We start from the raw sequence: 22,124 nt of genomic DNA on the forward strand, positions 1-22,124 counted from the left end.
TCAGGAGGTAAGGTCGGCGGCGACCAGTCCCCGGACGATGGTGGCGAGGTTCTTCGCCGCGCGGACCTGGGCGTCGCGTGCCGCGCGCACCGTGGCGAAGCGCTGGGAGGAACGCTCATAGGGGGCGCGGACGGAGTTGGTGCCGGATGAGACGACCTCGCCCGTTCCGATGCGTGTGACCTTCCAGGTCGCCGTTGCGACCAGAACCGCCGAATCGGCCCGGCCATTGGCGTAGTCGACGGTGACGACCTCGACCGACTCCGAGATCGCCGCGTCGAGCCTCAGCTTCCTCTGGGCGTCGGGCTCGCCGCCGCCATCGAGCTCGAAGACCAGTTCGTTGCGGAAATAATGGCCCATCAGGCCCTTGATCTCGGGAATCTCGATGCTGCGCATCGCCGATTTGACGCTGCCGCCCACCGTGCTCGAGGTGTACTCGGAGTACAGCGGCTGGAAGCAGCCGCCGGCGAGCGTCGCTGCAGCAAGGATGGCTGCCAGCAGCGTGCGACGGGGGAGAACGGCTTCAGACGACGACATTCACGATTCTCCCGGGAACCACGATGATCTTGCGGATGGCGCGCCCTTCGAGGGCCCGCTGCACCGCTTCGTTGCCGCGAACGACGGTTTCGACCGCCATCGTATCGGCATCGGCCGGAACCGTCACCTCCGCGCGCTTCTTGCCGTTGAGCTGGACGGGCAGCGTGATGCTGTCGTCCTTCAGCAGCGCGGTTTCGACCTCCGGCCACGATGCCTCTCCGGCGAGACCCGGCAGGCCCAGCGCCTGCCAGCACTCCTCGGCCAGATGCGGCATCATCGGCGCCACAAGCTGGGTCACGATCGTGGCGGCCTCAAGGAGGGCGAAGGCGATATCGGCGTCGAGCTCAGCCTTCTCGGCCGCGGCATCGAGCGCCTTACCGATGGCGTTGGTCAGCGTATAGACATGCGCGATGCAGCGATTGAAGGCGAGACGCTCGATATCGGCGGCGACCGCGTCGAGGGCGCGCTGGCTCGCCTTGCGCAGCGTCAGCGCCGCCTCGCCGATCGCGGCGGGCTTTGCGGCCTTGCCGCCGGTGCGCTCGGCAATCTCCGCGACCAGGCGCCACAGACGCTGGACGAAGCGGGCGGCGCCCTGCACGCCCTCATCGGTCCAGATCACGTCGCGATCGGGCGGCGAATCGGAGAGCATGAACCAGCGCGCCGTGTCGGCACCGTAGGAGGCGATGATGTCGTCGGGGTCAACGACGTTCTTCTTGGACTTCGACATCTTCTCGATCGCGCCGATCTCGATCGGAGCGCCGGTCTCGACATCGAAACCCTTGCGTTCGTTGCCGGAGACATCGATGCGGACGTTGCCGGGCTCGACCCAGCTGCCATCGGCGGCGCGATAGGTCTCGTGCACGACCATGCCCTGGGTGAACATGCCGGCGAAAGGCTCGTCCAGCCCGGCATGACCGGTCTTCTTCATCGCGCGGGTGAAGAAGCGCGAATAGAGCAGGTGGAGGATCGCGTGCTCGACGCCGCCGATATACTGGTCGACCGGCAGGAAGCGATCGACCGCCTTGCGGTCGGTCGGGCTTTCGGTCCGCCAGGGATCGGTGAAGCGCGCGAAGTACCAGGACGAATCGACGAACGTGTCCATCGTGTCCGTCTCGCGGCGCGCCGGCTTGCCGCATTGCGGGCAGGCGACATGCTTCCAGGTCGGATGATGGTCGAGCGGGTTGCCGGGTTTCTCGAAGGAGACGTCGTCCGGCAATTTCACCGGCAGATCGGCATCCGGAACCGGGATCGTTCCGCAGTCGGAACAATGGATGACCGGGATCGGGCAGCCCCAGTAGCGCTGGCGCGAGATGCCCCAGTCGCGCAGGCGGAAATTGACCTTGCGCTGGCCGACGGGACGGTTGCCCCGGGTTTCGCTTTCGAGGCGGCGCGCGACCTCCTCCTTGGCTTCCGCGATGGTCATACCGTCGAGGAAGCGTGAGTTGATCATGCGGCCGTCACCGTCATAGGCGGTGTCGGTGATGACGAAACCGGCGGGATCGGTGCCTTCGGGCGCCACGACCGGGGTATTACCCAGGTCATACTTGTTGACGAAGTCGAGGTCGCGCTGGTCATGCGCCGGGCAACCGAAGATGGCGCCGGTGCCGTATTCCATCAGGATGAAGTTGGCGACGTAGACCGGCAGCGTCCAGTTCGGATCGAAGGGATGGACGGCGCGCAGGCCGGTGTCGAAACCGAGCTTCTCGGCCTTGTCGATGTTCTCCTGCGCCGTGCCGGTGCGCTTGCATTCCTCGATGAAGGCCTGCAGCGCGGGATTGTTCGTGGCCATCGCCTTGGCGATCGGATGGTCGGAAGCGACCGCGACGAACCTGGCGCCGAACAGCGTATCCGGGCGGGTCGTGTAGACCTCGACCTCATCCTGCCCAACGGCATTCGATTCGAGGGCGAAACGAACCAGCAGGCCTTCGGAACGGCCGATCCAGTTCCTCTGCATCAACCGGACCTTGTCCGGCCAGCGGGTCAGGCCGTCCAGCGCGTCGTGCAACTCCTGGCCATACTCGGTGATCTTGAAGAACCACTGGGTCAGCTCGCGGATCTCGACCGGCGCGCCGGAGCGCCAGCCGCGTCCGTCGATGACCTGCTCGTTGGCGAGCACGGTCTCGTCGACCGGGTCCCAGTTGACCTTGGCGGTCTTGCGGTCGACCAGCCCGGCCTTCAGGAAGTCCAGGAACATCTTCTGCTGGTGGCGATAATAGCTGGGGTCGCAGGTCGCCAGCTCGCGGCTCCAGTCGAGCGACAGGCCCATCGACTTGAGCTGCTTGCGCATCGTCGCGATGTTCTCGTAGGTCCACTCGCGCGGATGGACCTTCTTCTGCTTGGCGGCGTTCTCGGCCGGCAGGCCGAAAGCATCCCAGCCCATTGGATGCAGCACCGAGAAGCCCTTGGCGCGCTTGTAGCGCGCGACGACGTCGCCCATCGCATAGTTGCGGACATGGCCCATATGGATGCGGCCGGACGGGTAGGGGAACATCTCGAGGACGTAGTAGCTCGGCCGCGTATCGTCGTTCCTCGTCTCGAAAAGCTTGCGCTCCTCCCAGACGGCGCGCCATTTCGGCTCGGACTCTTTCGGGTTGTAACGTTCGACGGCCATGTCAGCGGGCAATTCTTGCGGGTTTGCCGGCTCCCGGAGGCAGGCCGGCGCAGGGGCTGAATGCAAAAACCGGATGCCGGATTCTCGCAATCTGCTCTAGGACACCATTGCGCGCACGCGGTCAACGGCGCGCAGGGCATGAGAGGCTGGCAGATGAGCGATACGGTTACGCGTTTGGAGGCGACCCGGGGGGCGATCGCGCGAGTCGCGCGCGATTTCGGGCGCAAGCCCGAGAGCGTCACGCTGATCGCCGTGTCGAAGACGATGCCGGCCGAGGCGATCCTGCCTGCGCTCGAAGCCGGCCAGCGCATCTTCGGCGAGAACTATGTGCAGGAGGCCAAGGCGAAGTGGCCGGCGCTGAAAGAACGCTTTCCCGATGCCGAATTGCACATGATCGGCCCGCTGCAATCCAACAAGGCGCGCGAAGCGGTCGAGCTCTTCGATGCGATCCATTCGCTCGACCGCGAGAGCCTGGCGAAGGAGCTGGCGCGCGAGATCGCGCGGATCGGAAAGGCGCCGCGGTTGCTGGTGCAGGTCAACACGGGCGAGGAAGCCCAGAAGGGCGGCGTCATGCCGGCCGATGCCGATGCGTTCCTCGCGCGCTGCCGCGATGTTCACGGTCTGGTGATCGAGGGGCTGATGTGCATCCCGCCCGCCGACGAGCCGCCCTCGCCGCATTTCGGCCTGCTCGCCAAGATCGCTGCCCGCAACGGGCTCAAGGGCCTGTCGATGGGCATGAGCGCCGATTACGAAGCGGCGATCCAGCTCGGCGCGACCTATGTGCGCGTCGGCAGTGCGATTTTCGGCGCGCGGGGATAGCGCGGCGTCATGCTCGCGCTTGACCCGAACCTCTCTGCGGCAGGCGGGCTCAAGAGCCTTCTTTGGCCGGAGATTCTCGGGTCTGCGCTTCGCTCCGCCCGAGAATGATGGTCTAACTCAGCGGCTGGCCGACATCGATGCGGTTGCCGTCCGGGTCCTCGAAGACGAAGGCGCGCAGGCCGTAATCCTTGTCGCGCAGGCCCTTGACGATGCGCAGGCCGCGCTCGCGGACGATGGCGTGCATGGCGTCGATATCCTCGACCATCATATGGGCGACGTTGAAAGCGGCCGGCTCGTGGCCGGGCTGGAGCGTCAGGTGCAGCTCGGCCGCATCCCGCTTCAGAATCATGAAGCCGACGGGATTGCCGTTCTCGAAGGTTTTCCGGAAGCCGAGGGCGCCGATGTAAAAATCGCAGGCGCGCGCCATGTCGGCGACGGGCAGCATGGCGGCGATCCGCCCGAAGCGGAGGCCGGTGGAGACCGAATCAGTCATCGCAGGTTCTCTAGCTGGGAGCGGCGCGACGATGCGGGGCGGTGCCCGAGGCGTCGGCCGAGTCCGGAGAGGATGTTCGAGACGGTGCTCGGGAGCGCTTCTAGCGCAATGGGGCCTATCTGACCAGAATCCGGCAATGCCGCGCCAGGCGCGGCAGCACCTTGGCGAAGACATGCCCCTCGACCGCGACGCAGCCGGCCGTGGGTGTGAAGCCCGGGCGGGCAAGGTGCCAGAAAATCGCACTGCCGCGCCCGCGAATCACCGGCCTGTCGTTCCAGCCGAGCTCGACGATGACGTCGTAGAGATGATCCTCGCGCTGGAGCCGCTCCTCGGCTTTGCCGGGCGGGCGATCGATCAGGCGGTTGTAGCGCCGGTCTTTCTGGTCGTCGCACCAGGCGTCGCGCGGTCCGATCCGCTTCAGCGGCAGCAGCGTGCGGGGGCGGGCGAGACGGTCGGCGCGGTAGAAGACGCTGCGCAGCGGCAGGCTGGTACGCGGCGTGCCGCCGTCGCCTTCGCGCTTGTCGGTGCGGATGCCGCCGCGGCCGAGCGCGCAGGGAAACACCGCCGAGCCGGCAACGAGGAAGCCCTTGCGGCGGTCGCGAACGGACGCGAAGACCCGCAGCGAGGAGAGATTGCGCGGGCCAAAGGGGGGATGCGGACGGTTTCTCACGGGGATTCCAGGCTGCCTGACTTGCGATGACGACTCAGCGGGCTCATGTTGCCCTAACGATTGCTTCCGAGCGAACCGCCTCATGTCCGTCGTCCATCATATTCTCCTGGTCGATGACGACCAGACCCTGCGCGATGCGCTGGCCGAGCAGCTTGCACTCTATGAGGAGTTCAGGCTGACGACGGCCGGCACGGCTGCGGCGGCGGTCAAGGCCGTGCAGGGCGAGCGCGTCGATCTCGTGGTCATGGATGTCGGCCTGCCCGACATGGACGGGCGCGAGGCGGTCAAGGTGATGCGCAAGAACGGCTTCAAGAGCCCCGTGGTGATGCTGACCGGCCAAGGCTCGGACGCCGACACGGTGCTGGGGCTGGAAGCCGGCGCGAACGATTATGTGGTGAAGCCGTTCAAGTTCGCCGTGCTGCTGGCGCGCATCCGCGCCCATCTGCGCCAATACGAGGCGAGCGAGGATGCGATCTTTCAAGTCGGTCCCTACACCTTCCACCCAGGATCGAAGCTGCTCGTCAGCGAGAAGGGCTCGAAAACCAAGCTCACCGAGAAGGAGACCGCGATCCTGCGCTTTCTCTATCGCGCGGGCAGGAAGCCGATCGCCCGCGAGGTGCTGCTACAGGAGGTCTGGGGCTATAACAGCCAGGTCACGACCCATACGCTGGAGACGCATATCTACCGGCTGCGCCAGAAGATCGAACCTGATCCGGGCAATGCCCGGCTGCTGGTCACCGATGCCGGCGGCTACCGGCTGAATCCCTGACGGATGGCCCTCGACGACGACATGGCACTGCTGGCCCGGCAGCCGCTGCTGAGCCTGATGGAACGCGACGCGCTGCGGTTGCTCGCCTTCGCGGCGGAAAGCCGCATCCTGCGCGCCGGCGACGTGCTGTTCCGTGCTGGCGAACCTTCGGACGGCGCGGTTCTGGTCGTGTCCGGCGCCATCGCGCTGACGGCCCAGGATGATGGCCAGCCGGCGAGCGAGATCATCGGACCCGGTGCCATGATCGGCGAGCTCGCGCTCTTCACCTCGGTGCCCCGCCAGGTCACGGCCATCGCGCGCGAGCCGTCGCAGGTCATGCGGCTGCCGCGCAGCGTGATGCGGCGCGTGCTCGGCGAATCGCCCGATTCGGCCGAGGCGATCATGGCCGCGATCGGCGACAGGCTGCGCGGCTTCGTGGGCGAGCTGTCGGCCGTGCAGAGGGCGCTCGGCGCCATCGACCGCAAGTAAGCGCCGGGAGGCGCGGCCCCTCACGACGATGGCGGGTGCCTGGCGGCGCGGATCGCCGCGAATCGCGGCCAGAGGATATTGATGCACAGGCCGGACAGCACGAGGCCGGCCGCCAGGAATTTCCAGCCCGGCAGGGGTTCGCCGAGCCAGAGCGCGGCGGCGCCCATGCCGAAGACGGGAACCAGCAGGGATGTCGGCGCGACGGTGGCGGCGGCGTAGCGCGACAGCAGCCAGCCCCAGACGGCATAGCCGAACATGACGTTGCCGACAGCCTGCCAGATCGCGGCCGCCCAGGCGGCGAGAGGCGCGCCGGTCAATCCGTCGCGGATCGCAGGCCAACCCTCGAAAAGCCATGACAGCGCGAACAGGGGCGGCACGGCGAACAGGCTGGTCCAGACGACATAGGCGAGCATGTCGACCTGCGGGGTGCTGCGCGCCACGGTGTTGCCGGACGCCCAGCAGAGCGCGGCGCCGAGCACGAGGATGACCCCGAGCGGCGTGGTCGTGCCGTCGGCGTGCCAGAGGATCACGGCAATGCCGCTGGCCGCGAGGAGCAGACCGACGATCTGGAAGGGCTGGACGCGCTCGCGTGTGATCGCCGCGGCGAGCAGGATCGTGAAGAAGGACTGGGCCTGCACCACCAGCGAGGCGAGGCCCGGCGCGATGAAGCCCTTGATGGCGATGAACAGCAGTCCGAACTGGCCGGCGCCGATCAGGATCCCGTAGGCCGCGAGCTTGCTCCAGGGCACGGCCGGCCGCTTCAGGAAGAAGACCGCCGGCAGAAGCGCGAACACGAAGCGCAGGCAGGCGAAGAGCAGCGGTGGAAAATGCTCCACGCCGATATGGATGACGACGAAGTTGGTGCCCCAGACCACCATCACCGCGAGGGTGAGAAGCGCGTCGCGCAGGGATAGCGATGTGGAGGGTGCGGGCTGCACTGGCTCTGGCCGCTGCAAGGAAACGTGCCGCGGCTATATCATGGAAATCCGGGGCAGGATGGCCCGGCGCGGCATGTCCGTGGCGCCTCCGGCACATGGGTGGGTCAGAGGGCCTCTTCAGAGGTCCAGCGTCACCGTGACCGGAACATGGTCGGACGGACGCTCCCAACCCCGGGCCTCGCGCAGGAAGGTGAGGTCGCGCAGCGTCGGCTTCAGCGCGTCTGACAGCCAGATATGGTCGAGCCTGCGGCCCCTGTTCGATGCTTCCCAATCCTGCGCACGGTAGCTCCACCAGGAATAGAGCTTCTCCGGCTCGGGCCGCAGCGTGCGGGCCGCGTCGGTCCAGCCGAGCTCGCTGCGCAGCCGCTCCAGCGTCGTTGTCTCGATCGGCGTATGGCTGACGACGTCGAGCAGCTGCTTGTGGCTCCAGACGTCATGTTCATAGGGGGCGATGTTGAGGTCACCGAGCAGGATCGCGGGTCGGTCGGTCGGCTTCTTCGTCACGCCCCAGGCGCCGATCTCGTCGAGGAAGGCGAGCTTGTGCGCGAACTTGTCGTTCTTCGCGGGGTCGGGGATGTCGCCGCCGGCCGGGATGTAGAAGTTATGGATGGCGATGCCGGCAGCGGGCCCGGCCGCGGTGTCGAGCGTCACCGTCATGTGCCGGGCATCGTTGCGGCCGCACATGGACATCGCGTCCTTCTCGCTGAAGGGCAGCTTCGAGACGATGGCGACACCGTTATAGCCCTTCTGGCCGATGAAGGCCTGATGGACGTAGCCGAACTGGTGGAAGGCCTTGGCCGGGAACTGCTCGTCCGGCGTCTTGGTCTCCTGCAGGCAGAGGACGTCGGGGGCGTAGCGAGCGAGGAACTCGCCGACCATGCCGATGCGCAGGCGGACCGAGTTGATGTTCCAGCTGGTGACGGTGAGTTGCACGCGAGGATTCCGGCCGAGAGGAGGGCGGAAACTCGTTCGGCAAGCAAAAAAAGGCAAGCCGTTTTCGGCTTGCCGATCCGCGTCAGAGCGTGCGCTGGTAGTCGATCACGAAATTCTTCGGATCGGGCCGGCGGCGGGTGTCGAGATTGTAGAGCGAGACCGAGGTCTCGTAGCCCTGTGGATCGATGACGATCCATTGCCGGAGCTCGTTGGCGACGAGATCGAATTTCAGCGTGATCTTCGAGGTGCCGCCGAGCGTCGAACGGTCCTCCAGCCTGACCGACAGGATGTCGCCGTCGATGCTCGCGCCCTTCAGCGTGCCCTCGCGGGCGAGGTCCATGCGCTCGCGCACCAGGAATTTCAGCGGCGTCTGGCCGATCGAGTAGATGTCCTGCGTCGCCAGGCGCTTGTCGCGGACGGCGACCGAGGTGCCGTCGGAGATGACCTCGGTGGTCGTGGGCGGTTCGTATTCGAAGCGCATCTTGCCGGGGCGCTGGATGTAGATGCGCCCTTCGAGACGCCGGCCATTGGCGGCGAACTGGATGAAATTGCCCTGCAGCGTGGCGAAGCTGTTGAGATAGGTGTTGAGCCGCTCGATCGCCTCTTCCTGGGTCGCAGGCGCCGTGCCCTTGGCTTTTGCGGGGGTAGCCGCAGGCTGTGCCGACTCCGGCGCCGATGCTGCCGTGGATGCGGCTGCGCTGGACGAGGCGGGCTGCACGGCGGGTGCATCCGCGGCGGCGGTTCGCGGCACTCCGAGATTGGCAGGGCGTGGCGGCGGCAGGACGAGGCGCGGGGCAGCGGGCTTGGCTGCGACCGGCTTGGGCGGCAGAAGCTGGAGGGGCTGGGCAGCCAACGGAGCGGCTGCGATCGCGCAACCGAAAACCGTCGTCGCCAGAAACGCAGTCCGGACCGCCGGGGTCAATCTATCGAGCAAGGCTGCTCCACTCCCTGTGCCCCGGCCATCCCCATGCCGCAGCTTGCAAACGCGTTACGGCGAGAGGATCGACGGATGCCGGCCTGCCGAAGGTTCAACGCGTGGTCAGCTGCCGAGGTTGCAGCATCGTCATGGCAATTTGAGGACTGGCCTCGGCGGCTGCAAGAGCTTGCCTCGCTTCGCCCGCCTCATTCGTCATGCTGGTTCTGGGTCTCGACCAGGATCTCGCGTTTCCCTGCGTGGTTGGCGGGTCCGACGATGCCCTCGTTCTCCATGCGCTCCATGATGGAGGCGGCGCGATTGTAGCCGATCTGGAGGCGGCGCTGGATGTAGGAGGTCGAGGCCTTCTTGTCGCGCAGCACGACCGCAACCGCCTGCTCGTAGGGGTCGTCGCTCTCGACCGAACCCATGCCGGTCTTGTCGAAGACGGCGCCGTCCTCGTCCTCGCCGGCTTCTTCCTCCTCGGAGGTGACGGCGTCGAGATATTGCGGCCGGCCTTGCGTCTTGAGATGGGCGACGACCTTCTCGACCTCGTTGTCCGAGACGAAGGGGCCGTGCACGCGGGTGATGCGCCCGCCGCCGGCCATGTAGAGCATGTCGCCCTGGCCGAGCAGCTGCTCGGCGCCCATCTCGCCGAGGATGGTGCGACTGTCGATCTTGGAGGTGACCTGGAAGGAGATCCGGGTCGGGAAGTTCGCCTTGATCGTGCCGGTGATGACGTCGACCGAGGGGCGCTGCGTCGCCAGCACGACATGGATGCCGGCGGCGCGCGCCATCTGGGCGAGCCGCTGGATCGTGCCCTCGATCTCCTTGCCGGCGACCATCATCAGGTCGGCCATCTCGTCGACGATGACGACGATATAGGGCAGAGGCTCGAGGTCCATGACCTCCTCCTCGTAGATCGCCTCGCCCGAATGCTTGTCGAAGCCGGTCTGGACCGTGCGGGTGATGACCTCGCCGGCGGCCTTGGCCTCGCCGACGCGGGCGTTGAAGCCGTCGATGTTGCGCACGGCGAGCTTCGACATCTTCTTGTAGCGCTCCTCCATCTCGCGCACCGCCCATTTCAGCGCCACGACCGCCTTCTTGGGGTCGGTGACGACGGGAGTGAGCAGATGCGGGATGCCGTCATAAACGGAGAGCTCGAGCATCTTGGGATCGACCATGATCAGGCGGCACTCCTCCGGTTTCAGCCGGTAGAGGATCGACAGGATCATGGTGTTGATCGCGACCGACTTGCCCGAGCCGGTGGTGCCGGCGACGAGCAGGTGCGGCATGCGTGCCAGATCCGCGATCACCGGCTCGCCGCCGATGGTCTTGCCGAGGCAGAGCGCGAGCTTGTGCTTGGTCGCCTCGAAATCCTGGCTGGCGAGCAATTCGCGCAGGAACACCGTCTCGCGCCTGGCATTGGGCAGCTCGATGCCGATGGCGTTCTTGCCCTGCACCACCGCGACACGCGCCGACACCGCGCTCATCGAACGCGCGATGTCGTCGGCTAGCGAAATCACGCGGGACGACTTCGTGCCCGGGGCTGGCTCAAGCTCATAGAGGGTGACGACCGGGCCAGGTCGGACCTGAGTGATCTCGCCGCGCACGCCGAAATCCTCGAGCACGCCTTCGAGCAGCGTCGCATTCTGCTCCAGCGCATCGGTCGAGACCGCATTGGCCGCGACCTTCTTCGGCTCGGCCAGATAGGTCAGCGGCGGCAGTTCGAAGCTCTCGCGGTCGAGCAGGGAGGGCTGGGCCTCGCGCTGGATGCGCTTGCCGGGCTTCGGCGCGCCGCGCGGCATGGCCACGCGCGGGGCGTTGAGATCGCGCAGGTCCTGCGGCTCGTCATCGAGATCGAAGGGCGCATCGAAATCATCGGCCGGGCGGCTGGCGACGGCGGGGCGGGCGCCCGGAAGCGGCTCGGGATCGAAAGCGGGGCTGGTGCGGCGGGCCGCGGGAGCCTCGCCGAACTGCGGCTCGCGGCGTACGCGGCCATTTTCATCACGCGGGGCGACGCCCGTGTCGACCACCGGCTCGGGCGGCTGCGGCAGACGGCGCAGGATCGCCGCGCGCATGGCCATGGCGCCATGGGCGAGCCAGCCGATCAGGATGACGGTGATGCCGGGCTCGTCGTCGCGGCGCTCCTCGCCGTCCGACCAGCTGTCCTCCGCCTCGTCGCTGTCGAGCGCCGGATCCTCGTCGGTGACGAAGCCGAAGCCGGCAGCGGCCGTGACGGCCAGGATGGCGATGCCGGCATAGAGGAAGCCGACGAGGCTGCCGACGGCGCTGCCGGCGATTCCCGCGATGTTGCGCGTGCCGAAGAGCAGGCCATCGCCGATGACGCCGCCCATGCCTGTCGGCAGCGGCCAGCGCGGCGTTGCCGGGAGAGCGCTGGCGACGGCGGCGGTCGCGGCGACGCCGACGACCCAAAGGCCGAGCTTGAGCGCGCCACGATCGAAGAGATGGAAGCGCATGAGCCTGAGCGCCCAGATCATCGGCGGGAACAGCAGGGCGATGACGCCGAGGCCGATGAGCTGCATCAGTAGGTCGGCGACCATGGCGCCGGGGCGCCCGAGCCAGTTGCGGACCGCGCCGCTGGTGGCGTTGTTGAGGCTGGGATCGTCGACCGACCAGCTCGCCAGTGCGACGGCGATCGCGACCATGAAGGCCAACACGCCGAGCCCGGTCATTTCCGAGGCGCGGCGCGACAGGAACTCCCGCACCGGATCGGGCAGGCGGTCCATGAGCGATTGGGAGCGGCGGATGGTGCGCATGCGGCTTCGGGTTATCCGGACTGTCGGGGCCGCATCATCCGGCCATCAGCGAGAGGTTAGGAAGGCGAGGTTAAGACCCGCTTAACCTTGAGACGTATCGCGGATTGCTGACGCGTCTTGTCGGGAGCCTGGGAACCCCGGACGGCGCCCCGCGCTTGCTCCGGGGATGGCGGAAACCGTGAGGAACGACCGATGTCCGACGAGAGCAGGACAAAGCAGGCCCGCATCGCCCGAATCTGGCGAGGGCGCACGACGCGCGAAAAGGCGGAGGATTATGCGGCCTATCTCCGCAAGGAAGGCGTGACGCCTTTGCAGGAGAAGGCGCTGGGCGCGCAGATGTTTCGGGAAGACCGGCAGACCGAGAGCGAGTTCGTCACGATCCTCCTATTGGGAGAGCGTCGAGGCGATGTCGCGCTTTGCCGGGCCCGATCCGCGCCGGATCCACCACCTGCCGCGCGATGCCGAATTCCTGATCGAGCTGCCCGAAGGCGTGCAGGTGCTGGAGATCGTGCTGAACGAGCCGGGCTGAAAGCCGTCCCCGGCGTAAAAGAAAACCCCGGCGGTCGCCCGCCGGGGTGATGATTTCACGTGAATCGCGCGGCGATCAGTCGTGATAGGCGCGCTCGCCATGCTCGGCGATGTCGAGACCTTCGCGCTCCTGATCGGAGGTGACGCGCAGGCCGACGACGACATCGACGATCTTGTAGAGGATCGCCGAGCCAACGCCGCTGAACACCAGCGTGAACAGCACGGCCTTGACCTGCGCCATCACCGCCGGCCCGAACTCATAGGCTCCGACGACGAGCTCGCCGGGCTTGGTCGAGTAGTCCGGGATGCCGGCGCCGCCGAGCGTGGTGTTGACCAGGATGCCGGTCGCGATCGCGCCGATGATGCCGCCGACGCAGTGGATGCCGAAGACATCGAGCGAGTCGTCGTAGCCGAGCGCGTTCTTCACCGTCGAGCAGAAGACGAAGCAGACGACGCCCGCGACGATGCCTAGGAGGATCGAGCCCATCGGGCCGGCGAAGCCGGCGGCCGGGGTGACGGCGACGAGGCCGGCGACAGCGCCCGAGACCATGCCGAGCATCGAGGGCTTGCCCTTGACCGCCCATTCGATGAACAGCCAGCCGACGGCGGCGCCGGCGGTCGCGACGAAGGTGTTGATCATCGCCAGCGCGGCAGTGCCGTTCGCTTCGAGGTTGGAGCCGGCGTTGAAGCCGAACCAGCCGACCCACAGCAGCGAGGCGCCGATCAGCGTCATGGTCAGCGAATGCGGAGCCATCAGCTCCTTGCCGTAGCCGATGCGCTTGCCGATCAGCACGCAGCCGACGAGGCCGGCGATGCCTGCGTTGATGTGGACGACCGTGCCGCCGGCGAAGTCGAGCGCGCCCCATTTGAAGAGCATGCCGGCATCGGCATTGACCGCATCGAGCGCGGATTGGGCGGCAGTCTTGCCGTCCGCGCCGGCTTCGGCGAGCGCCTTGGCGGCGTTGCCGACCGCGTCAGGCCCGCCCCAGTACCAGACCATGTGGGCCATCGGGAAATAGATGAAGGTGACCCAGAGCACGCTGAACAGCAGCAGCGCCGAGAACTTCATGCGCTCGGCGAAGGCGCCGACGATGAGCGCCGGCGTGATGCAGGCGAAGGTCATCTGGAAGCAGATGTAGACGAATTCGGGGATGTAGACGCCGTTCGAGAACGTGCCTGCGACCGTCGTCGCGTCGACGCCCCTCAGGAACGCCTTCGAGAAGCCGCCGACGAAGTCGTTCAGGCCGCCGCCATTGGTGAAGGCGAGCGAGTAGCCATAGGTGACCCAGAGGATGCAGACGACGCTGACGATCGCGAAGACCTGCGTCAGCACCGAGAGCATGTTCTTGGAGCGGACGAGGCCGCCATAGAAGAGCGCGAGGCCGGGAACGGTCATCAGCAGGACGAGGACCGTCGAGCTCATCATGAAGGCGACGTCGCCCTTGTTGGGGACCGGCGGCGCGGCAGGGGCCTGGGCGAGCGCTGCGCCGGCCGAGAGCGCGACCAGCGCGAGGCCCGCCAATCCGGCCCGCAAGGAAGTCCTTAAATTCATCGTCTAAAACTCCTGAAGGGGTCGGGGCTCAGAGGGCGTCGGCGTCGGTCTCGCCGGTGCGGATGCGCACGGCCTTCTCAAGCGACGAAACGAAGATCTTGCCGTCACCGATCTGGCCGGTGCGGGCTGCGGCGGTGATCGCCTCGATCACCTGCGGGACGAGCTCGTCGGAGACGGCGACCTCGATCTTGATCTTCGGCAGGAAGCTCACGGCATATTCGGCGCCGCGGTAGATTTCCGTATGACCCTTCTGGCGGCCGTAGCCCTTCACCTCGGTCACCGTCAGGCCGTGGACGCCGATGGCGGTGAGCCCGTCGCGCACCTCCTCCAGCTTGAACGGCTTGATGATCGCCATCACGATTTTCATGTGCTGGGTTTCCCCGTCTGCGCCGCCCGGTCGTCAGCCCCGGCGATCTCGTTGAAGCTCGCGCGCCCTGCGGATCGCAGTGCACCGGAGCGCTCAATTCAAGGCGCGTGCCAACCCGCTTCGGGAGCCCGAAAGGGGGCATCCGGAGGTCAGAGGGCGGGAATCACAGGTGAGGCAAGTGAGGATTGCCTAGAAAATAGGCATCAGATTAACGGATAAGCAGCCGCTCAAAATATCGTCAGCCGAGATCGGGCCTCGGCCGAATGAGCCCTTCCTGCGCGACGGAGGCGACGAGCCGGCCCTGGCGGTCGAAGACGAGGCCGCGCGAGAAGCCACGCGCGCCAGAGGTCGAAGGGCTGTCCTGCGAGTACAGCAGCCAGTCATCGGCACGAAAAGGGCGGTGGAACCACAGCGCATGGTCGAGGCTGGCGCCCTGGATCTTCTGGTCGAAGACCGTGGTGCCATGTGCGATCAGGCTGGAATCGAGCAGCATCAGATCGGAGGCGTAGGCCAGTACGCTCTGGTGGAAAGCGGGCTCGTCGGGCAGGGCCTCCATCGCCCGGATCCAGACGTTGAACTTCGGCTCCATCTTGCCGCCGGTGCGATAGCGCTCCAGCTCGACGGGGCGGATTTCGATCGGCCGCTTGCGTTGGTAATAGGCCTGAACGGCATCCGGCATGTGCGGCAGCACGCTTTTCGCCATCTCCTCCCGATCCGGCAGCTCCTCGGGCATCGGGACCTTCGGCATCGGCATCTGATGCTCCAAACCGGGCTCATCGACCTGGAAGGAGGCGGACATGGCGAAGATCGCCTCGCCCTTCTGGATGGCGAGCACGCGCCGCGTGGTGAAGGAGCGGCCGTCGCGCAGGCGATCGACCTCATAGATGATCGGGATTTCGGGATCGCCCGGCAGCAGGAAATAGGCATGCAGCGAATGCGGCTGCCGGCCCTCGACGGTCTTGCAGGCGGCATAAAGTGATTGCGCGATCACCTGCCCGCCGAAGACGCGCGGCCAGGTCGATTTCGGGCTGCGACCGCGGAACAGGTTGCGCTCGAGCGGCTCGAGGTCGAGAATCGCCGTCAGGGAGGCGCTGATCTGGGACATGGCGGCGGCTATCGCTGTCAGGTTGACGGAGCGGCCGGCGGCCCGCAAGGAACAGCCGGTTCGTCTCGCATCAGCACCGAGGCATCCCGTGCCGTCAAGACGCCAGAGGGAGCAGCAGCATGGCCACCGAGCAGGGTTCGGGCGCACGCATCGTCATCGCGGGCGGCGGGATCGCGGGGCTGACCCTGGCGCTGGCGCTGAAGCAGGCGCTCGGCAGCGCCTTTGCGGTCACATTGGCCGATCCGGCCGTGATTGCGCCGCCGCGAGCCGACAACCGCGCCTATGCGGTGGCGGCAGGGGCGCGTGCGATGCTGGAGACGCTCGGAATCTGGCAGGCGGTTTCCGGCTCGGCCCAGCCGATGATGGAGATGATAGTCTCCGACAGCCGCACCAGCGATGCCGTGCGCCCGGTTTTCCTGACCTTCGACGGCGAGGTCGAGCCGGGCCAGCCCTTCGCCCATATGGTCGAGAATGCGGCTCTGGTGGTCGAACTCAAGGCGGCCTGCGAGCGGGCCGGCGTGGAATTGCGCGGGATCGGCGTGCGGCGCTTCGCGGCCGAGGACGCCAAGGTGGATGTCACCTTCGCCGATGGCTCACAGTGCGAGGCCGCGCTGCTGGTCGCGGCCGACGGTGCGCGCTCCAGGCTGCGCGAGCAGGCCGGCATCGGCTGGGTCGGCTGGAACTATGACCAATCGGGCATCGTCGCCACGATCGGCCATGAGCGATCGCATCACGGCCGCGCCGTCGAGCATTTCCTGCCCTCGGGGCCGTTTGCCATCCTGCCGCTCGCCGATGGCGGCAAGCTCGGTCACCGCTCCTCGATCGTCTGGACCGAGACGGCGGAGAATGTGCCGGCCCTGCTCTCGCTCGATGCCGACGATCTGCTGGCCGAGATCGAGACGCGTTTTGGGTTGGAACTCGGCGAGATCGCGCTCGAAAGCCCGGTGAGCGCCCATCCGCTCGGCTTCGGCGTCGCCCGCCGCTTCGTCGATTCGCGATTCGCGCTGCTCGGCGATGCCGCTCATCTGATTCACCCCATCGCCGGGCAGGGCCTCAATCTCGGACTCAAGGATGTCGCGGCGCTGGCTGAGGTCGTCGTCGATGCGGCCCGGCTCGGGCTCGATCCCGGCTCGCTCGATGTGCTGGAGGATTACGAGAAGGCGCGCCGCTTCGACACGGTCGCGATGGGCGCCGTGACGGACGGGCTGAACCGGCTGTTCTCGAACGACGCGACGCCGCTCAGGCTGGCACGCGATCTAGGCCTCGGGCTGGTCGACCGGCTGCCGCGGCTGAAGCGCTTCTTCATCCGCGAAGCCGCCGGCGTGGCAGGCGAGCCGCCGCGGCTTCTCAGGGGCGAGACGCTTTGAGCGCGGCGCGACAGCCGTGCGCCGCCGTCATTCCGGGGCATTGCGAAGCAATGAGCCCGGAACCCATGAACACCGGATATGCCGAAAAAACTGCGCCGGTTGCGGTTTCTTCGGCTTGAATAGTGTTCATGGGTTCCGGGCTCAAGCGCTGTGCGCTTGCCCCGGAATGACGGAGGTCAGTCTTCCAGCTGCCGGGCTTCCTCCGGCAGCATGATCGGGATGCCGTCGCGGATCGGATAGGCCAGCTTCGCAGCCCGGCTGATCAGCTCTTGCTTTGCGGCATCGTACTCAAGCGTCGCCTTGGTCAGCGGGCAGACCAGGATCTCGAGCAGCTTGGGGTCTATGCGCGTGCCGACATTGGTTTCGGTCATTCGTTTCGTCCTGTTCAGCTCTTCTTGCGCGGCAAATCGGCCAGCATGCCGGCGGCGACCATCAGCTTGGGCAAGGTGAGGCCCGAGCCGACGATGGCGTTGACGGTGGTGCGGGTCCGGTCCGCCTCCTGGCCGCGCTCCGCCAGCCAGCTCTCCAGCGTGCCCTGCCCCTTGCCGGAGGCGGAGACTTCCTGGGTCAGGTTGGAATGTGCATCGTCGAGGGTCTCGAGCGCTCGCTCACGGGCCAGGCGCTCGTAGTCGTCGGTCGCAGGCACTGCCGCAGCCGCCGTTTTCAGGTTCGACAGGCCGAACAGCGCGTCGATGCTGAAATGGATGCGGGCGACGTCGCCGATCCGGCGCTGGCTGCGCTCGGCGATGTCGACGATGTCTGTCGCCTCCGCCAAAGCCGGCAGGCTGGCGATGCGGGCGGCGAGCGCCTCCGGCACGCCTTCCGAGGTCAGCACGGCGATGCGGGCAAGGCGCGCCTGCGACGCGGCCTCGGGCAGCAGGCTGCCGAGTTCCTCGGACAGCTCCTTCACGCCCCTTGCGTAGTGGGCGATGGTCTGCTCGATCGTGCCGGGCTTCGCGACGCCGCGGCGCAGGAACCAGCTCATACGATTGGTGACGAGCTCCTGGGCCGCGCCATAGAGCCCCATTTGGGTCTTGCCGGGGATTTTGGCGTCGAGCGCGTCGATTTCGCCATTGAGGGCGATCAGATCGAAGGAGTCGCGGGCGACGGCATAGGCGGCGGCAATGGCCGGCGCGTCCGAACGGGTCAGCGCAGCCAGCACCGGCACCAGCGCCGGGCCGCCGCGGTTGACGATCGCGTTGGCGAGCTGCGTCGCCACGATCTCACGCCGCAGCTTGTGGCTGGCGATGGCGTCCGGATAGGCCTCGCGCAGGGCCTTCGGGAAATAGCGGACGAGCTCGCTGGCGAGGTAGGGATCATCCGGCACAGTGGATTCGAGCAGCGCATCGTGCAGCGCGAGCTTGGCATAGGCCAGCAGCACGGCGAGCTCGGGCCGGGTCAGCCCCTCACTGCGCTTCTCGCGTTCGGCGATCTGCGCGTCGCTCGGCAGGAACTCCACCGAGCGATCGAGCCGGCCGTCCTGCTCGAGCGTCTGCATCAGGAAGCGCAGGCCTGGCGTCGCCGCGATGCCCTGCGCTTCGGTCAGCGAGAGCGAGAGCGTCTGCAGGTAGTTGTTGCGCAGGACGAGATCGCCGACCTCGTCGGTCATCGCCGCGAGCAGTTCGTTACGCTTGTCTTCCTTGAGACGTCCGTCCTTCACCGGGCCGGCCAGCGCGATCTTGATGTTGACCTCGACGTCGGAGGTGTTGACGCCGGCCGAGTTGTCGATCGCGTCGGTGTTGAGCTTCACGCCCTTGCGGGCGGCCTCGATGCGGCCGCGCTGGGTCACGCCGAGATTGGCGCCCTCGCCGATCACCCGGGCGCGGAGATCGCTGCCGGTGACGCGGATGGCATCGTTGGCGCGGTCGCCGACCTGGGCATCGCTCTCGTCGGTCGCGCGGATATAGGTGCCGATGCCGCCGAACCAGAGCAGGTCGACGCGCGCCTTCAGGATCGCGGTCATCAGCTCGGGCGGGGATACCTCCGCCTTGTCGATGTCGAGCAGGGCGCGAACCTCGGCCGAGAGCGGGATGCTCTTGGCCTGGCGCGAGAAGATGCCGCCACCCTTGGAGATCAGCTTCTTGTCGTAGTCCTGCCAGGACGAGCGCGGCAGGGCGAAGAGGCGCTGACGCTCGGCCAGCGACGTAGCCTGGTCCGGATCGGGATCGAGGAAGATGTCGCGATGGTCGAAGGCCGCGACGAGCTTGATCGCCGGCGACAGCAGCATGCCGTTGCCGAAGACGTCGCCCGACATGTCGCCGACGCCTGCGACGGTGAAGGGCGCCGTCTGGATGTCGATATCGACCTCGCGGAAGTGGCGCTTCACCGCCTCCCAGGCGCCGCGCGCCGTGATGCCCATGCCCTTGTGGTCGTAGCCCTGCGAGCCGCCGGAGGCGAAGGCATCGCCGAGCCAGTGGTGCTTCTCCAGCGAGATCGCGTTGGCGGTGTCGGAGAAGGTCGCCGTGCCCTTGTCGGCGGCGACGACGAGATAGGGATCGTCGCCATCATGACGCACCGTGTCCGGCGGCGGCAGGATCTTCTCGCCGTCGAGATTGTCGGTGAGCTCGAGCAGGTTGCGGATGAAGAGGCGATAGCTCTCGGTGCCCTCGGTCAGCCAGGCCGCACGGTCGGAGGCCGGCGGCAGCTGCTTCGGCACGAAGCCGCCCTTGGCGCCGACCGGGACGATGACGGCATTCTTGACCTGCTGCGCCTTGACGAGGCCGAGCACCTCGGTGCGGAAGTCCTGCGGCCGGTCGGACCAGCGCAGGCCGCCGCGCGCGACCTTGCCGAAGCGCATGTGGATGCCCTCGACGCGCGGAGAATAGACGAAGATCTCGTAGAGCGGGCGCGGCAGCGGCAGGCCGTCGACCTTGGCGCAGTCGAACTTGAAGGTGATGGTCTGGCGCGGATGGCCGTCCGGGCCGGTCTGGAAGAAATTGGTGCGCAGCGCAGCGTCGACCAGGTTGATGAGGCGGCGCAGGATGCGGTCTTCGTCGAGGCTGGTGACGGCGTCGAGCGCCTCCTCGATCTCGGCGCGCTTCTGCGCCATGCGCTGCTCGCGCTCAGCCGCCGGATTGCGCGGATCGAACTTGGCGTTGAAATAGGCGATGAGCCCAGCGGCGATATCGGGGTGGCGCGTCAGAGCGTCGGCGATGTAGCTCTGCGCATAGGGCGCGCCGGTCTGGCGCAGATAGCGCCCGAAGGCGCGCAGCAGCGCGGCCTCGCGCCATGCCATGCCCGCGGCCAGCACGAGCTGGTCGAAGCGGTCGGATTCCGCGAGGCCGCGGAACTGCGCCATCAGCGCCGCCTCGATCGTCGGATCGAGGTGTTCGATGTCGATGGTGCCGTCGTCGGCCCGCTCCAGCGTCATGTCGTGCAACCAGACGCGGACGTTCTCGCCGCCCTTGGCGCCGTTGCCTTGCGGCATGATGTTGTAGGTCCGCTCGTTGATGACGCGGAAGCCCATGTTCTCCAGCACCGGCACGCGCGCCGAGAGCGAGATCGGCGCGCCGCGCGAGAAGACCTTGAGGTTGGCGCGCGTCGGTTCGTCGCCCTCGCGCCGGTAGAGGTTGACGGAGCGTGCCCGCTCCGGCGTCAGCTGCTGGAGCATCTCGATGTCGATGAGGGCGTCGGCGGCCGAGAAGCGCTCGCGATAGGCGGCGCCGAAGGCCTCGGCATAACGCTCGGCGAGCGCGCGGGCGGCGGGGCCGGCCTTCTCCTGATCGAGGACGTCCTTGAGGCCGTCGCCCCAGGTCCGGACGATGGCGCTGATGCCGGATTCGAGCGTGGCGCGGTCGATGCGCGGGGTTTTGCCGTCGTCGCGCCCGATGATGTAGTGGGTGCGCGAGAGCGGCCCCTCCGGATAGGCCGGATAGGCGGCCGACAGGCGCCCGCCATAGATGCGCGCCAGGAATTCGCCGACGCGCAGACGCACCGTGGTGTCGTAGCGATCCTTCGGGATGAAGACGAGGATCGAGACGAAGCGGTCGAACTCGTCGACCCGGGCGAGGGCGCGGATGCGCGGCCGCTCGGTGAGCTGCAGGATGTCGAGCGCGAACTGCTCGAGCGTGGCCACGTCGATCTGGAAGAGCTCGTCGCGCGGATAGGCGTCGAGCACATTCATCAGCGAGCGGCCGGAATAGCTCGCCGGGTCGAAGCCGATGTTCTTGGCAACGCGGGCGACCTTGAGCCGCAGATAAGGGATGGCGCGGGCCGAGCCGGTATAGGCGTTCGAGGTCAGCAGGCCGACGATGCGCAATTCGCCATCGAGCCGCCCGTCCGGCGTGAACAGCTTGACGCCGACATAGTCGAGATGGACGCGGCGGTGCACCCGGCTCTTGACGTTGGCCTTGGTGATGATGAGCGCATGGGGCTTGGCCAGGAAGGAGCGGATCTCCGGCGTGGTCGTCACCAACTCGCGGCCCTTGCGCAGCACCTTGACGGAGGGGTCGCGCAGGATGCCGAGGCCGGAGCCCTCGATCGGATCGGCCGCGACGTCGCCGCCGGGGAAGCGATAGGCGCGGATGCCGAGCAGGGTGAAGTTGTCGCCGGCGATCCATTCGAGGAACTGCAGCGCCTCGGCGATCTCGTCCTCCGGCAAAGGCGGCGGATTGGCGCGATAGGCCTGGATCACCTCGGTGATGCGCCCGCGCATCGCGGCCCAGTCGTCGACGGCCATGGCGACGTCGGCATAGACCTGCTCGAGCCCTGCGCGCAGCTTCTCGCGGGCGTCCTGGGTATCGATGCGCGGGATATGGATGTGCAGGAGGCTCTCGCGCCGCGTGCCTTCCGGGGCGCGGCCAGTGGCCTCGCCGGCGAGCGAAAGGAACTTGCCCTTGTCATCGCGCGCCACCGCGAGGATCGGATGGGCGACGAGACGCGGCTCGAGGCCCTGTTCCTGCAATTCGGCGAGCGTCGAGTCGAGCAGGAACGGCTTGTTGTCGTTGACGACCTCCAGGATGGTGACCTGGCGCTTGCGATCGCCTTCGCCGAATTCCGCGTCGCGGAAGCCGAGATTGATGGTGTCGGGCTTGCGGGGCTGGGTCAGGTGCTCGTAGGCCGCCGCAGCGGCGTGAGCGAGCATCTCCGGCGGCAGCGCTTCGAGATCTTCGGCGACGGAGCGCCCATAAAGCAGGCGAGGAAACTCGGCGGGCATCGTGCTCTTGAGGCCGGTGGCCGCGGCTTCGATGGCTGCGATCGCCTCGGCAGTCGCGTTCGTCACCCGTTTGCCCATGTCTCACCCCAGTTGTTTTGCCGCAGCGATGGCATAGGCTGCGC

General features: G+C 67.2%; 17 protein-coding genes and 1 pseudogene. 5 read left to right on the forward strand and 13 right to left on the reverse strand.

What is annotated here, in order from left to right; all coding sequences use genetic code 11:
* Together AC2FAN_RS24500 and leuS are read right to left on the reverse strand one after the other, a co-directional pair.
* Positions 1-534, reverse strand: a complete 534-nt coding sequence (locus AC2FAN_RS24500) for a hypothetical protein (RefSeq protein WP_485176709.1) — start codon at positions 532-534, stop codon at positions 1-3.
* Entirely contained in the window at positions 521-3,145 is a 2,625-nt protein-coding gene (leuS, locus tag AC2FAN_RS24505) for a leucine--tRNA ligase (protein ID WP_485176710.1), read from the reverse strand. The genes AC2FAN_RS24500 and leuS overlap by 14 nt, the downstream gene beginning before the upstream one ends.
* Before the next feature lie 153 nt (positions 3,146-3,298).
* On the opposite strand from leuS, the gene AC2FAN_RS24510 reads away from it, so the two are divergent.
* Entirely contained in the window at positions 3,299-3,964 is a 666-nt protein-coding gene (locus tag AC2FAN_RS24510; protein ID WP_485176712.1) for a YggS family pyridoxal phosphate-dependent enzyme, read from the forward strand.
* Between the two features lie 112 nt (positions 3,965-4,076).
* Here the strand turns inward: AC2FAN_RS24510 and AC2FAN_RS24515 are convergent, their stop codons facing one another.
* Together AC2FAN_RS24515 and AC2FAN_RS24520 are read right to left on the reverse strand one after the other, a co-directional pair.
* Positions 4,077-4,457, reverse strand: coding sequence for a bleomycin resistance protein (locus tag AC2FAN_RS24515; protein WP_485176713.1), 381 nt, complete (start codon positions 4,455-4,457; stop codon positions 4,077-4,079).
* A 115-nt stretch (positions 4,458-4,572) separates the two neighbouring features.
* A complete protein-coding gene (locus AC2FAN_RS24520) occupies positions 4,573-5,127 on the reverse strand; it encodes a L,D-transpeptidase family protein (RefSeq protein WP_265050915.1) in 555 nt (184 codons plus the stop codon).
* Positions 5,128-5,209: 82 nt separating this feature from the next.
* On the opposite strand from AC2FAN_RS24520, the gene AC2FAN_RS24525 reads away from it, so the two are divergent.
* Both AC2FAN_RS24525 and AC2FAN_RS24530 read left to right on the forward strand, forming a co-directional pair.
* Entirely contained in the window at positions 5,210-5,896 is a 687-nt protein-coding gene (locus tag AC2FAN_RS24525) for a response regulator transcription factor (RefSeq protein WP_265050914.1), read from the forward strand.
* A 3-nt stretch (positions 5,897-5,899) separates the two neighbouring features.
* A complete protein-coding gene (locus tag AC2FAN_RS24530; RefSeq protein ID WP_265050913.1) occupies positions 5,900-6,364 on the forward strand; it encodes a cyclic nucleotide-binding domain-containing protein in 465 nt (154 codons plus the stop codon).
* A 20-nt stretch (positions 6,365-6,384) separates the two neighbouring features.
* Here AC2FAN_RS24530 and AC2FAN_RS24535 read toward each other — a convergent pair whose 3' ends face one another.
* The 4 genes from AC2FAN_RS24535 to AC2FAN_RS24550 form a co-directional block, all read right to left on the reverse strand.
* Positions 6,385-7,302: an EamA family transporter gene (locus tag AC2FAN_RS24535; protein WP_485176714.1), complete on the reverse strand. Its 918-nt coding sequence runs from the start codon at positions 7,300-7,302 to the stop codon at positions 6,385-6,387.
* Between the two features lie 117 nt (positions 7,303-7,419).
* On the reverse strand, positions 7,420-8,235 hold the full coding sequence (gene xth / locus AC2FAN_RS24540; RefSeq protein WP_476807188.1) for an exodeoxyribonuclease III: 816 nt from the start codon (positions 8,233-8,235) through the stop codon (positions 7,420-7,422).
* Between the two features lie 82 nt (positions 8,236-8,317).
* On the reverse strand, positions 8,318-9,088 hold the full coding sequence (locus AC2FAN_RS24545; RefSeq protein ID WP_265050910.1) for a LolA family protein: 771 nt from the start codon (positions 9,086-9,088) through the stop codon (positions 8,318-8,320).
* Between the two features lie 269 nt (positions 9,089-9,357).
* Entirely contained in the window at positions 9,358-11,928 is a 2,571-nt protein-coding gene (locus tag AC2FAN_RS24550) for a DNA translocase FtsK (RefSeq protein WP_265050909.1), read from the reverse strand.
* A 192-nt stretch (positions 11,929-12,120) separates the two neighbouring features.
* On the opposite strand from AC2FAN_RS24550, the pseudogene AC2FAN_RS24555 reads away from it, so the two are divergent.
* A pseudogene (locus tag AC2FAN_RS24555) lies at positions 12,121-12,457 on the forward strand (hypothetical protein).
* A gap of 75 nt (positions 12,458-12,532) precedes the next feature.
* On the opposite strand, the gene AC2FAN_RS24560 reads toward AC2FAN_RS24555, so the two are convergent.
* From AC2FAN_RS24560 to tesB, 3 genes are all read right to left on the reverse strand, one after another.
* Complete coding sequence (locus AC2FAN_RS24560) at positions 12,533-14,008, reverse strand: ammonium transporter (RefSeq protein WP_485176715.1); 1,476 nt, start codon at positions 14,006-14,008, stop codon at positions 12,533-12,535.
* 28 nt (positions 14,009-14,036) lie between these two features.
* Positions 14,037-14,375: a P-II family nitrogen regulator gene (locus tag AC2FAN_RS24565; protein WP_265050906.1), complete on the reverse strand. Its 339-nt coding sequence runs from the start codon at positions 14,373-14,375 to the stop codon at positions 14,037-14,039.
* A 238-nt stretch (positions 14,376-14,613) separates the two neighbouring features.
* On the reverse strand, positions 14,614-15,480 hold the full coding sequence (gene tesB / locus AC2FAN_RS24570; RefSeq protein WP_485176716.1) for an acyl-CoA thioesterase II: 867 nt from the start codon (positions 15,478-15,480) through the stop codon (positions 14,614-14,616).
* A gap of 119 nt (positions 15,481-15,599) precedes the next feature.
* Between tesB and AC2FAN_RS24575 the strand changes: the two genes are divergently transcribed.
* Positions 15,600-16,847, forward strand: a complete 1,248-nt coding sequence (locus tag AC2FAN_RS24575; protein WP_485176717.1) for a ubiquinone biosynthesis hydroxylase — start codon at positions 15,600-15,602, stop codon at positions 16,845-16,847.
* Between the two features lie 176 nt (positions 16,848-17,023).
* Here AC2FAN_RS24575 and AC2FAN_RS24580 read toward each other — a convergent pair whose 3' ends face one another.
* Both AC2FAN_RS24580 and AC2FAN_RS24585 read right to left on the reverse strand, forming a co-directional pair.
* Positions 17,024-17,218, reverse strand: a complete 195-nt coding sequence (locus AC2FAN_RS24580) for a Trm112 family protein (RefSeq protein WP_265050903.1) — start codon at positions 17,216-17,218, stop codon at positions 17,024-17,026.
* A gap of 14 nt (positions 17,219-17,232) precedes the next feature.
* The gene (locus tag AC2FAN_RS24585) at positions 17,233-22,080 is read right to left on the reverse strand and encodes an NAD-glutamate dehydrogenase (RefSeq protein WP_485176718.1); all 4,848 of its coding nucleotides are present in this window, start codon (positions 22,078-22,080) and stop codon (positions 17,233-17,235) included.
* Between the last annotated feature and the right edge of the window lie 44 nt (positions 22,081-22,124).

It is taken from the genome of Allobosea sp. RIT-PG3_2 (assembly GCF_057321085.1).

Coding starts and splice junctions, on each gene's coding strand:
- AC2FAN_RS24500 (WP_485176709.1), bottom strand. CDS start 534: ATGTCGTCGTCTGAAGCCGTTCTCCCCCGTCGCACGCTGCTGGCAGCC.
- leuS (WP_485176710.1), bottom strand. CDS start 3,145: ATGGCCGTCGAACGTTACAACCCGAAAGAGTCCGAGCCGAAATGGCGC.
- AC2FAN_RS24510 (WP_485176712.1), top strand. CDS start 3,299: ATGAGCGATACGGTTACGCGTTTGGAGGCGACCCGGGGGGCGATCGCG.
- AC2FAN_RS24515 (WP_485176713.1), bottom strand. CDS start 4,457: ATGACTGATTCGGTCTCCACCGGCCTCCGCTTCGGGCGGATCGCCGCC.
- AC2FAN_RS24525 (WP_265050914.1), top strand. CDS start 5,210: ATGTCCGTCGTCCATCATATTCTCCTGGTCGATGACGACCAGACCCTG.
- AC2FAN_RS24530 (WP_265050913.1), top strand. CDS start 5,900: ATGGCCCTCGACGACGACATGGCACTGCTGGCCCGGCAGCCGCTGCTG.
- AC2FAN_RS24550 (WP_265050909.1), bottom strand. CDS start 11,928: ATGCGCACCATCCGCCGCTCCCAATCGCTCATGGACCGCCTGCCCGAT.
- AC2FAN_RS24560 (WP_485176715.1), bottom strand. CDS start 14,008: ATGAATTTAAGGACTTCCTTGCGGGCCGGATTGGCGGGCCTCGCGCTG.
- AC2FAN_RS24565 (WP_265050906.1), bottom strand. CDS start 14,375: ATGAAAATCGTGATGGCGATCATCAAGCCGTTCAAGCTGGAGGAGGTG.
- tesB (WP_485176716.1), bottom strand. CDS start 15,480: ATGTCCCAGATCAGCGCCTCCCTGACGGCGATTCTCGACCTCGAGCCG.
- AC2FAN_RS24575 (WP_485176717.1), top strand. CDS start 15,600: ATGGCCACCGAGCAGGGTTCGGGCGCACGCATCGTCATCGCGGGCGGC.
- AC2FAN_RS24580 (WP_265050903.1), bottom strand. CDS start 17,218: ATGACCGAAACCAATGTCGGCACGCGCATAGACCCCAAGCTGCTCGAG.
- AC2FAN_RS24585 (WP_485176718.1), bottom strand. CDS start 22,080: ATGGGCAAACGGGTGACGAACGCGACTGCCGAGGCGATCGCAGCCATC.